This window comes from Aquimarina spinulae (assembly GCF_943373825.1).
In the GTDB taxonomy this organism is placed as follows: Bacteria; Bacteroidota; Bacteroidia; order Flavobacteriales; family Flavobacteriaceae; genus Aquimarina; species Aquimarina spinulae.
The window spans coordinates 519,209-531,165 of the sequence record NZ_CALSBP010000001.1; the positions used below are offsets into that span (position 1 = coordinate 519,209).

The 11,957-nt window shown below is 31.4% G+C and carries 13 protein-coding genes; 1 reads left to right on the forward strand and 12 read right to left on the reverse strand.

From position 1 onward, the window contains the following. Positions 1-103: 103 nt before the first annotated feature. From NNH57_RS02400 to NNH57_RS02445, 10 genes are all read right to left on the reverse strand, one after another. Entirely contained in the window at positions 104-745 is a 642-nt protein-coding gene (locus NNH57_RS02400) for a hypothetical protein (RefSeq protein WP_108808607.1), read from the reverse strand. A gap of 266 nt (positions 746-1,011) precedes the next feature. After that, on the reverse strand, positions 1,012-1,797 hold the full coding sequence (locus NNH57_RS02405; protein ID WP_108808608.1) for a hypothetical protein: 786 nt from the start codon (positions 1,795-1,797) through the stop codon (positions 1,012-1,014). A gap of 77 nt (positions 1,798-1,874) precedes the next feature. Next, complete coding sequence (locus NNH57_RS02410; RefSeq protein ID WP_108808609.1) at positions 1,875-2,678, reverse strand: hypothetical protein; 804 nt, start codon at positions 2,676-2,678, stop codon at positions 1,875-1,877. 131 nt (positions 2,679-2,809) lie between these two features. Next, positions 2,810-3,424 (reverse strand): ankyrin repeat domain-containing protein, encoded by a 615-nt coding sequence (locus tag NNH57_RS02415; protein WP_074407787.1) that lies wholly within the window; start codon positions 3,422-3,424, stop codon positions 2,810-2,812. 82 nt (positions 3,425-3,506) lie between these two features. Then, the gene (locus NNH57_RS02420) at positions 3,507-3,878 is read right to left on the reverse strand and encodes a hypothetical protein (protein ID WP_132066226.1); all 372 of its coding nucleotides are present in this window, start codon (positions 3,876-3,878) and stop codon (positions 3,507-3,509) included. 174 nt (positions 3,879-4,052) lie between these two features. Next, on the reverse strand, positions 4,053-4,829 hold the full coding sequence (locus tag NNH57_RS02425; protein ID WP_108808611.1) for a hypothetical protein: 777 nt from the start codon (positions 4,827-4,829) through the stop codon (positions 4,053-4,055). A gap of 293 nt (positions 4,830-5,122) precedes the next feature. Beyond that, the gene (locus NNH57_RS02430; RefSeq protein WP_074407784.1) at positions 5,123-5,608 is read right to left on the reverse strand and encodes a hypothetical protein; all 486 of its coding nucleotides are present in this window, start codon (positions 5,606-5,608) and stop codon (positions 5,123-5,125) included. Positions 5,609-5,891: 283 nt separating this feature from the next. Beyond that, a complete protein-coding gene (locus NNH57_RS02435; RefSeq protein WP_159099286.1) occupies positions 5,892-7,097 on the reverse strand; it encodes an FAD-dependent monooxygenase in 1,206 nt (401 codons plus the stop codon). Positions 7,098-7,322: 225 nt separating this feature from the next. After that, positions 7,323-8,411: a glycine-rich domain-containing protein gene (locus tag NNH57_RS02440; protein ID WP_108808613.1), complete on the reverse strand. Its 1,089-nt coding sequence runs from the start codon at positions 8,409-8,411 to the stop codon at positions 7,323-7,325. 13 nt (positions 8,412-8,424) lie between these two features. Continuing rightward, on the reverse strand, positions 8,425-8,910 hold the full coding sequence (locus tag NNH57_RS02445) for a T9SS type A sorting domain-containing protein (protein WP_074407781.1): 486 nt from the start codon (positions 8,908-8,910) through the stop codon (positions 8,425-8,427). A 346-nt stretch (positions 8,911-9,256) separates the two neighbouring features. On the opposite strand from NNH57_RS02445, the gene NNH57_RS02450 reads away from it, so the two are divergent. After that, entirely contained in the window at positions 9,257-9,397 is a 141-nt protein-coding gene (locus NNH57_RS02450) for a hypothetical protein (RefSeq protein WP_159099287.1), read from the forward strand. A 21-nt stretch (positions 9,398-9,418) separates the two neighbouring features. Here NNH57_RS02450 and bla read toward each other — a convergent pair whose 3' ends face one another. Both bla and NNH57_RS02460 read right to left on the reverse strand, forming a co-directional pair. After that, positions 9,419-10,324, reverse strand: a complete 906-nt coding sequence (bla, locus tag NNH57_RS02455) for a class A beta-lactamase, subclass A2 (protein WP_373419390.1) — start codon at positions 10,322-10,324, stop codon at positions 9,419-9,421. A gap of 684 nt (positions 10,325-11,008) precedes the next feature. Next, positions 11,009-11,923: a Kelch repeat-containing protein gene (locus NNH57_RS02460; RefSeq protein WP_159099288.1), complete on the reverse strand. Its 915-nt coding sequence runs from the start codon at positions 11,921-11,923 to the stop codon at positions 11,009-11,011. Positions 11,924-11,957: the final 34 nt, after the last annotated feature.

Here is an 11,957-nt window from a genome sequence, read left to right on the forward strand (position 1 = left end):
TCTCGTATTGCACACAACGTGTTTGTATATGGTTAGTTGCGGGGGTTTGCTCGTAAGTAGTCTATAATCAATTAATTATTTTGGACACTTTGTTATGTGCTTTTTATTTATTTTTAGATAATCTTAATGAGTTATATTTTTCCAGATAGTTATTCCAATCAAAATCAGGAAATAATTGAGGCATATGAGATTTAAAATCCTTAATCAAATCACTTTCAAAACTTTCATATTGAATATCCAGTAAAATCAATGGCCAGTTTTTGTAGGCTCTTGATTCATATAACATTGTGATATATCCCTCAAAATTTATATCCAAACTTTTGGTTGATCGTTCTCCCCAAGTATGGGTATAAATTGACTCCCAAGTTCCTGTTTCATTGTCAATAATGAATCCACAACTAAATTCAGGTGAAACATTGTCAAATGGATGATAAAACTCCAAGAGCTCATTAAATTCTAAATCGTCTCGTTCAAAGACTTGTCCTTCCCAACTTCCGACAATAGTTTCAAAATCAATAAATTCAAGATTTCCATAAGCTTGTTCAATATTATTGGCTTTCCAGTTTATTTCTAAACCATTAGTTTTATTATACATTTCCTGAAAACTTTTATCAAACATAGATAATCGGCTAAGAAGAGATTTCTTTTCCATTGGGATCATATATCTGAAACCAAGTTCTAAGAGATTGTTCTTTTTTGCTTTGTAGAGTTTAATTTCTAGATTTTCATAAAATTTAAGAGCCATATTATTCTGTTATATCTAATTATTTTACCTTAAAACTTCAAGTTTATTTAAAAGTAGATAAAATGTTCTTATTTATTCTAATTGATTCTGACTAGCGTCAATTTTTGATGTTGAAAATTAGCTATTTATTTTTTTGTTTTCCACTCATTTTTCTCAATCTACGTTAGCATAGTACTAAAGGCTTTTGAGAGCTATGAGGGTGCACATAACGTTTGGCTAAACAGCGTTTTAATGTGGTTTAGGTTTTGTTAAGCATAGTTATTTACTTATTTAAATTTATTAAATTTTAAAATTATATTATTTAATCTTTCTCTATGTATTGGGCTTTCGGAAAAATGTTTTTCAAGCTCTTTTATATGTTTATTTATTTTTAGATACTTTTTAGAAAAGCTAGCTTTAGGAATAAATGCAATATACCAATGCCCAACAAATCCAAATAAAAGGAAATAATGAATAAATTCTACAAAATCAATACTCATAGGATATATACCCTCTCCAGTCCCACTTCTCCCAGATAAAAGATACATTTGATATCCATTTTTATTTTTGCTTTTCAAATCAATAACGATATCATCATCATAACCAAAGATAGGAGCAATCTTCTTTACTCTTCTAAGTATGTTTGCTTTTTTTACTTCTTCTAAAGTATTAAAACCCTCAAAATCCTCTGGAGAATATAGTTTCCCAAAAAAAGGATTTTCTTTCTTTAAATAATAATCTTGTAGATCGAAATCATCATTGTATTTTGAAAGATTTAAGTTATCAGGAAAAGGAGTAGCTTCTTCTTTGAATTTATCAAACATTTCATTAAGCGAGCAAATTTTGGCCTCATCAATATTTCTAGACCTTCCTTGTAGAGTATAGGTTATACCATTGTGTTTTGAGTAAAAGTTATTTATATCTTCAGGAAAATCTGAATACTTTTCACTAAGAAGTTCAAGCTGCTTTTTGTTTTTAGATTTAAAACTAATGTATATTTTTTTTATACCTACTTCATAGAGGTAATCTTTTCCCCAAGGCTTAAATTTATTTTTTTTTAAATTTTTTTTCATCTCATTTATTTTCTATAGTATGTCTAACAGTTTGTACATAGTTTGTTGCAATACGCTTTAGTATGCGTTATGAAATGTTATATTTTACTAAAATACCATCTATCCTGAGGAGCTGGTGAGTTTGGAATCAATTTTGCTTCCCAACCAAAATAAATAGAAATTTGCTTAATTCGTTCTTCATACTTTCCTGGATAATTATTCCAACCAGGCCATAATTCGATTTGGTTTCCAGAAAAAAAGTAGTTGTTATATGTTGGATTATTCTCTGATGCTAAATTCTTGAAAAAGTCTTCAATCCAAATTTCAGGATCTATATATTCTAAAGGAATCCACCCAGAGAATGCTATAGGATAAAATTCGGTCCTGCCTTTAATCATTAGCTTAATACTTTCTTTATCATGATCAATTTCTTGTATTTTGATAAAAAAATTGATTCCAGGAAAATGATAAGAGTCGTATACATCGATCCAAAATTCTCCATCTTTAGATTTTTGTCCTTTACAATCAATTTCAGATCCTTTCAGCCTATAGTTTTTATCATTGAAAAATAAACTTTCATTGTATTCACTAATCAGTAAACCAGAATCTCCTGATACAGTAATCTGTGTTTCATCGAGCCATTTGATTAATTTATCTTCAACTTTATTCTTCCCCAATATATCAATCAAACAATCCGAATTACATGAATAATGAGTAGCACAGCCATTCGTCATTATTTTGAATGAGACCAATTGATGACATTTTTTGTCTAATCTTTTAATGATTTTAACCTTTTTTGTTTTTGTATTGAACCCAAAATGACCTATATATAACAAATTATCGGATAAAATATCAGGCGGACGAATCTTATCTTTTGAAGTTATTTCAGGAATTTTATTCATATTCTAATTTAATTGTGGTTTCAACTCCAGTAAAGACTGTCAAATCTTAAGAACCTTGATTTTTATGTGAATCAATTATTATTAAAGATAGAGTCAAAACAGTATCTGCAAATAGGGAGCTATCTTTAATTTTATTGTTTTTCAAGGTTAAATAATTCCGAAATATTCAAAAGCCCCAAATCTATAGCGTATTGTTGGGCTTCAATAAATATATCTTTAGGAGGGATATTATTTAATATCATTCTCACCAGAACTTCAGCCTCAATCCCAACAGCCCCAATAATCGGATGATACGTCCCATTGGTTGGGTTTGTGATGGCACCATTCTTAATTAAGTATTCTGCTTGTAGCATGTACTTTTCTGATTGGTCATTTTTCCCAGTGTTTGGGTGCAGTAAATGCTGTAGAGCTGTTAAACCCTCCTTATCTTCAATATTAATATTTGCCCCATGTTTTACAAGTATTTCAACACACCTAGTATTTTTTGCTCTTTTTGGTAGAAGATGTATGGGGGCATAATTATACTTATTATTATTCTCATTAATCATGGCTTCATTACTTGCTAAACACTCTAAAATATTAGGAATATTATCATACACACACCAGTGTAGCATGCTCCAAGCTTTTTTTGATGTTTTATAGTTTACATCTGCACCATCATGAATTAAGGATTGTACTTTCTTTAAGTGGTTATCACTTTTGCCCCACTTTATTGTATCGTAAAGTTCTTTGCTTAATTTTTTCATTAGAGTTAAATTTGCTTCAATGATTTCGCTAAACTGTGTTTTACTGCATTTTTAATACCGTTTGTACCTTGTTATAACTGGATCATTGTTTTCGGGTGAACTCAGAAATAACATTGCACCAGTCTTCAGTTCTAGTTTTTATATCCTCTTCAATATCAAATCTTGAATAATAAGCTGAAATTAGGATTTTATTATTTTCGTTTGATACGAAATAAGCAGAGATTTTATGGTTTTCACTTTTATTTATTACAATAATCCGTTTGTAATCTTGATACTCTTCAAGTTCAAGATACCTATTACTTATCGAAATCTCCAGTGACAAAGATTCTTTGTCAGAAAGTAATCTTTTTGAAAGTTTTATTTGTTCGCCCTGGACTTTAATATAATCTGCAATAGTATTAAAATACTTTGCTAGCAAGCAATTTTTTTCTTGTTCATTGGATTCAGTCTTCATTTTGTTAACATTGGGTCCAAATGTTAATGTACTTATAAGTAGATATAAAAATACGTTCATCATTTTTTTAGCTTGTTTGTAACGTCTCGACTATGAGTAGTTGAGTAGGCTAGCACTTAACTTTGTAAGTACACAATGACCACAGCAATTAGTTATCCTTTGTTAGTAACAGTACTATTTTTCTATATACTCTATTTTTAAAAGCATCGGCTCTTGAGTAGTAACATTTTCCCATTCGGTTAATATAGAAATTGGCAAACCATTTTCATTATAGATGTAACTTAATTTTGTTTTACCATTATCATAAATAGTCATATTATTAGACGAAATATTTCTTTCCAATATTCCAATACCTCCCATTTTTGGTATTAAATCAATTTGAATAATGTAGTCTAAATTAAAGGACGGCTTTTTATTAATGTCGTATGAATATCTACTAATTTCCTCTGAAATATTACCAGTTGTTGGGTCTGTATAATAATGAGTTACTTTGTGTACATTACCATTGTTATCATATTCATATAAATTTAAAGGAGAAGAATTATCCGGAAAAAGGTGTTTCAATCGCCCATTTGAATAATATTCATAGTTAACATGACTTAGAATATTTCCATTTTTTAATACTTCACTTCTGATAATTCTATTTAAATCATTATAATAGATAAGTATACTGTTACTAAATTCAGGAAAAGTATAGTCTATATATTTAACTTCATTTACTTTGTTATTAATGTAATTAAATATTAAGTCAGAAGAATTTCCTGTTTCTGGATCAATAAAAATTCTTCTTGTCAATTGGTTTTCTTCGTTATAAATATATTCTGCCAAGAATCTATTTTGATAATCAAAAACTTTACTAACTAAAAATTCTTTATTTTCATCAATATTAGGACCATCATCATTTTGACAACTAATAAAAAGAGTTAAAAATATAATGGTAATCTTTTTCATAAATATCAATTAATAAAAAATAGTTAACCCAAATCCAAGCTATGAAAATTGCAATGATTATATAAAATATCAACATAATATTTGGGTGCTTACTGCTAACGTCTCGGCTATGATTAGTACGGGATTAAAAAGCAATTAATTTCCGATTAAGGACTTAGCCAAAACTTTTTATTTTGTTTTTATTTTTTCATTTTAAAGCCAAATCAAAAGATTTGGCGGACTTAGCTGATATGCCAACTTTATATCTTAAACAGCCAAACCCGTATTAATTATAGCCATTGTTAGCAACTGGTTTATATTGCTTCGTATTTAGTTCCAACAAATTTCAATTTCTTAATTCCACCATTTAAGCAGTCCGCAGAATTTGTCTTCCATATTTTTAATTCTACAAATGAGTTATTCTTTTCGATAATTCTATAAGTTCCAATTCTAAAGTTCATCTTAAGTCTTAAAAAAAATATTTTTAATCTTGACTTTTCTTCTATTATCTTTTCTCCATTAATAAATTCCATATAATCAAATCGGTCGATATTTTCTCCAATTATCTTTTGAACATTATTTTTGTCTAAATAATAGATGTTTTTGGTAGTCAATAATATTTTTTCTTTTCTACTAAATTTTATTAAAACGACTTCTAATTCATTACTTTCAAGCTTTAATTTCTCTTCAAGTAAATTGTTTGAATTATCGAAAAACCTGATTCCTCTAGAATGTCGATAATATTTAATTTTCAATAGTATCTGTTTTCGTATGTCTTCTTTTTTCTTTCTGATTTTCAAAAGAGTGTTTTTTAAGTCGGATACTTGTTGCCAACAATGTTATATGCGCAATAGTACACATATACCTACTTATACGTATTTATAAACGTTTGTAAATATTTGTTTTAGTGTGATGCTATACAATAAAGATACCGCCAAATATGCAGAATAAAAATATATGCGTCATGATATACCTCTGGTTTGTGACGAATAGTTGTAAAAAAGGGATGATTTTAATGGTATAGATCTATAAAATTATGATTATAGCATGTAGTAAAGCTATCGGTGTACTTCTATTGTAATTTTAAATGTCTTCGATTGGTTTGGTATTACCACTGGCAATATGCTCTAATGTACCTAAATATTCAATGTTGATTATGCGATTAAATCTTTTTTGATATTGTTTTTTGGGAAGAAGTCTCAATAATAAAAGGAGTAGTTTTTTTTGAAAACTAGTATTTGTCATTGACATTTTACCAATTTTCCAGGATTGTTTCACAATATATTTAACTTTTTTAGATCTTATGTTTTGGTATTCAGAAAAAGCAGTATTGGTATTGTTTTTAAGACAAAGCCCCAAAGTGTATGCATCTTCGATAGCTTGGCAAGCTCCCTGTGCAAGATTTGGTGTAGTAGCATGAATAGCATCACCAATAAAAACAGTATTGTTTTTAAACCAGTTTTTATAACTAGGATTTATATCTACCAGTTCATTTTGAAGGATATCACTTTCGGTTGTTTTGTTTAGCATATCCAACACTATAGGAGCAAAATTTTGATAGGTTTCTAATAGATACGATTTTAAAGATGTCGACACACCTTTATTAAAATTCTTTTTTTCCTGTACAGCTAACCAGAATATTTTGGTATCGTTTAACGGTAAGAATAAGAACCGTAATGTTCCTTCAAAAAGCTCATAATACGTGTGTTTTAGATCAGAGTTAATATCAAAATCAGTAATTCCTCTCCAAATTATTTGATGGGTATGTCTTATTCTAATTTCGGGAAAAATAGACTTTCTAATCGTAGAGTTAATTCCATCAGAAGCAATTAAAGTATCAAATTCTATAGCGGTATGATCCTTAAATGTAATCTTTACGCTTTCTTCGTTTTCAATACTTTTAACTTCTTTGCCTAGCTCATACGAGTTTTGATCTAATTTGCTGGAGATAACGTCTATGATTGATGCTCTGTGAATGCAATAAACCTCTTCTGGGAAAGGAACTGTTTTTAGAATTTTTAATTTTTTGGTGGCAAGTATTGTTCTTTTTAACAAATGCCCTTTTGTTCTTAATTCTTCACCTATATTAAGTTTGTCAAATATTTTTAGGGCATTAGATGCAAGTCCGATGCCTGCTCCGACTTCTTTAAATTCATTAGATTTTTCGAAGAGTTTAAAATCCTGGTTATTCTTTTTTAGAGTTAGAGCCATTGTTAAGCCTCCGATTCCTCCGCCGACAATTGCAATCTTATCTTTTGTATCCATTTTTGGATCTCTTATTTTAGCCATAGTACTGATAATGTCTTTTATATGGTACATTTGTATCTCGAAGGGAGAGAAAATGGACTATACAAATTACTAATTATTTTTTATTTACTCGATGGCATAAACTAGTAACTTTACAATACCAAACAACGTTCAGTTAGAGTGAATAGGGCAATAGAATACTCTTAGTAATCTTATAGTATTCTATTGCCCATTTGTTTTATATAGGTTTGTTAAAAGAATAAAATCCTACCAGAAATAATATTCTATTAATACCATACCAGGATTACCTGCTGCAGAATTGACCTCAAATACGTCAACACCATCACTTCCTGATCCAAAAACACCAAATGGCCCAATCTTACCGCTTTTATCGTCTGAGCCCGATAGACAACTACCACAACCACCGGCACCACCTGTTGCAGTTACTAATGAACCAACAGAACTGGTACCTCCTGGGTTTCCTGGACAACCATTGGTCCATGGGATCGAACAAGTAGCGGGAACCCCACCAGTACCTACAGTAACTGCTAATGTAGCTCCTGGTGTAACGGCTACGATTTGATTTCTTACATAGTTTCCTGCTTCACCACCAGCTCCAAACTCTCCTCCCGGGCCTCGAGAACCACCAGATCCACCACCGCCAATCATGGTTACCCTAATTGAGGTCACGTCTGAAGGTACTGTAAATGTACCACTGGTTTTAAATAGTTGTCGCTCTAAGGCTATAGTTGTCAGGCTAGATAGATCGGTTGTAATTGTTCCTCCTGCATCTGTGATTTCGAGATTTGTCCCGTTAAGAGCAACACTAGTATTTAATTCGTTAGTTGTAGAGCTATCACTTAAATCAGAAATTTGACTTTCTGTGATAGTAATTCCTGTAGATTTGTCCCAGGCAGTAAAAGTTGGGTCTGTTTCGTTTAGGGTACCGGTTACATTTTCTGCTGTTTTAGCATGCAAAGCATAAGGCACACTCATTAGTTGACTTGTACCGGTAATGGTATAATTGGTTCCTCCTTCCGGATCTGTCTCAGTTTTTATAAAATAGGGGCCACCGCTCCAATTGATGGTAGAAAAATCGTCTGAAGTAGCTCCTGTACCAATTTCTAAACTTACCAAACCATTAACATTTGTCGAGGGGGTATGTGTTTCTGTATATACGGCGGTTCCGCTTACACTACCTTGCAAAATACTAATTTGCATACCTACTGGTTTTTGGGTTACAAGAGCGTTATCGGCATCTCTTACTACGGCCTGATAACTCATTTTTTCTGGACTTTGAGCCCATGATATTGTAGTTAATACAATTCCAATTAATAGAGTAATTTTTTTCTTCATACTTTGGTTGTTATTAATTCTTTATTATTTTAAATTTTGTTACTTCTCTATCTCCCATTAATATTTCCATAAAATAAGTCGCATTGGGTAGGCTACTGGTATTGATAGCGGTAGTTGTTGTAGCAATTGTATTGCTTGCTACCACTTTACCATGCGAATCATACAATTGATAACTCAACGCTTCTGAGGTATTTTGCACTTGTAGGTTAAGTATGTCTGTTGTGGGATTGGGATAAGCTGAATATGTAATGCTTATAGTTTCGTCATTTTCATCATTATCACTAATGCTGTAAATTTCATAGGGTTGTTGTACCCCCTGGGTTACACTTTTGTCGTTTCCAGTATGAGTAGAATAAACGATTTGTCCCAGGCTGTAACTAGCAGAGCCTCCTGTACCGGTAGTTTCACCACCTGCTGGGATTAGACTTTCTTGCGCATGTAGTCCTCCTAGTCCTAAAAGGAGAAACACTGCCCGTAGCATGTTTTTTTTGTGTTTCATAAGCTATTTATATTTAATTTATTATGTGGGGTAGTTTTATGGGGTTTACCTCGAAATCTGAAAACTATTTTTTGCAGAATGCCTTGTATACTTCTATTAGGTGTTTGATTGTAAGGGAGTATAGTGATAACTTCCATTCGATTTTGAAGGTATGTTGTTGGTTGTTAGTCTTTTATTTAAAAACCTGCATAAATTGGTAATGTTAACGACAACCAAAGTAGTTAAATGGAGAGAAATTTCCTATCAAAAAAATAAAAAATAACAAATTAAGATCGATAATTGGTTGATAAAATACGATAAAAGAAAATAAAATGTGTAGAATTTGTTTTTATGAATAACATCATAGATGCTTTTTTATCGATCAGAAGTAGAGGAAGTCTCTCCCGGGCAATGGGTATTGCTTTATGAAAAAAGATTTTATGAACCCAATGATACATTTAAAGTGCAAATCCATACCATCGAGATATTATTACAAATATTTGAGTAAGATAAGTAGGAAAACCTATAGTTATTGGTTTATAAAATAATCCCAGGCTGCTTTCGAAATATCAGATACCATTTTCTCATTAGTTTCAAAGTTTTCTACTGATTCTGTGACAAAAACACTTATGATAAAGTATTTTCCATTAGGAAGAAAAACAATTCCAATGTTGTTTACTGCGGCAGTTATCCCTGTTTCTTTATGTACTCCCGACCAGCCTGTTTTATGCGCTACTATTGTTTCTTTAGGTAATTGCCCTCTTAATCTGTTCTTACCTGTTTTGGTTCCTTTCATTACACTCCACACAAATTCATGGCCTTCTTTAGAAAGTAGATTGTTATTGTTTTTATAAAATGTTGCCAGGATCTTGTTCGCTTCTTTTGGTGTTGTCCAGTTTAAAAACTGTAGATCCCAATTATTTTGCATGGTTTCTTCGTTTATTTTTACAGAAAAATCTTTAAAACCGAGCTTAGAAAAATAATGTTCAACAGCTTGAGGTTCGCCAAGAAGTTTTAGTAGTACATCACAGCCTGCATTATCACTTAAAGCAACTGTATATTTTATAATTTCTGCTATGGTAAGTGTAGCTCCTTCTGGATATTTTTTTCGTATGGGACTCCATAGTCCAGGCAATAACTCACTTTTCTTGATATCAATTTTTTGCTCGAGAGAAAGGTTGCCTTTATCTATTTCAGATAAAATAGTTAATGCAATTGGAAACTTAAATACGCTTTGCATTGGGAAGTGTCTTTGTCCATTGATGCTTAACGAGTCTTTAGTTTCCATTCCATTGATTGCAACTCCAACTACTGCATTTTTAGAATTTATAATATCCTCAATTTTCTGTTTTAATGTTTCAATCTTTTGCGAATATCCTTGTGCAAAAATGATTAAAAAAATTAAGAATGTTATAGATCTTTTTTTTACCATAATTTTTCTTTTGCTTTTAGCTAACGTTAACTATTTGTCATAGCAGGGCAAAATGTTGCCTTGCTGTCGACAAATCTATGCGCCGTAGCAAATATACAAGAACCTTTGAGTTATCGCTTAACTGGTATGATCATATAAATGGTGTTGTCGCCCGTTATTTTTTGTTTTTATACAGTTCATATTGCCTCCCAGTCATAGTCTCCTTGATGGGAGTCACCTGTATTCGAGGCAATTCTAAATAAGAGTTTTCTACCCTTTGTGTATCATTTCAATATTCTTTTGAGCAACGCAGTATGAAGCGATATAGCCAATGTCAATATCAATATTAATGATTTCATTGTCTTTATCTTTTCTTTCTTTGTGTTTGCAATTTATAATTTCAACCCGCCAGCTGTTATCTGCGCTTCGTCTGGCCCAAAGCAATGCTTTGCCCTACTAAAAAGGTTTACTTCTAGCAACATCAATAGGCACTTCATTCAAAAGGTAAATCGTTACCTTTTTCAATCTGTCCTCTATACGTTCTGCTCTATTTGGGTCTAAGATTCTCAATAACCTGTGTAGATACCCAATACCAGTAGTAAAGTCAAAAAAATGGATAAGATTTTTACATATTTCATATTCTTTTTTTTAATTGATTATCAAGATTTTATCTATTTTTTAACAGAGTTCTTTGTCAGTTGCTGGCTCTTAATCGACCAATGTTCCTTCATATACAGTATCATATTTGTTAAAATCAGTATCATTCCCTCCAATCATATAAATCTTACCATTGAGTGTAGTAATACCTCCTATCTGTATTGGTTTGGGTAAATTGGTTGATTTAATCCATGTATTGTTTGTTGTATCATAAATATATACACTTGAAACGGCTTTTTCATCTTTGTTTTGTCCACCGGGGAAAATAATTTTATCATTTATAACCGCACTACCAAGCAAAATAGAAATCCAAACAGGACAATTCTTTTTCGTTTCCCATGTATCAGAAAGTGTATCATACTTCCATAAAACATCGCCACAAAGCACATAAATATTGTTCCGGACAGCAGAAATTATTGGATCTCCACAAGGCGTAGGTAGAGGGGATAAGGTTTGCCATGAATTTGATTTTGGATTATAAACTTCGTTATTTTCGGTTTTTACGATTTTATTTGTCCTGCTAGACTTAGCTATTCCGCCCATAACATAGATTTTATCATTAACTACGCATGAAGTGTTGTGTTGTCTTCCTGTTGGCATTGGCGCCAATACATTCCATGTGTTGTTTAAAGGATTATAGGCTTCTAGTCTGTCTAGAGGTTTTCCTGCTCCTCCTGCTCCTCCAATAGCATAAATTAATCCATCTATTTCTACTAAATTTACATTCCATCCCCGAGTAATCATATTTGTTGTTTTCTTCCACGTATCCTCAACGACATTATATTCATAAACTCCCGAAATTTTAGAATGTGCCTCCATAAAATAGATATTATTATTGCAGCTTACTGCTGCTCCTCTCATAGGTTGAGGAAGCTTTGCCTTTTCCTTCCATTCTATTTTTTGAGCATATACTCCTGAAAAAATGAATCCTATTAGTAGAAATAAAATAACTCTTCTTTTTTTCATTATTGTTTTGTTTTTCATGGTTTTTATTATTTTC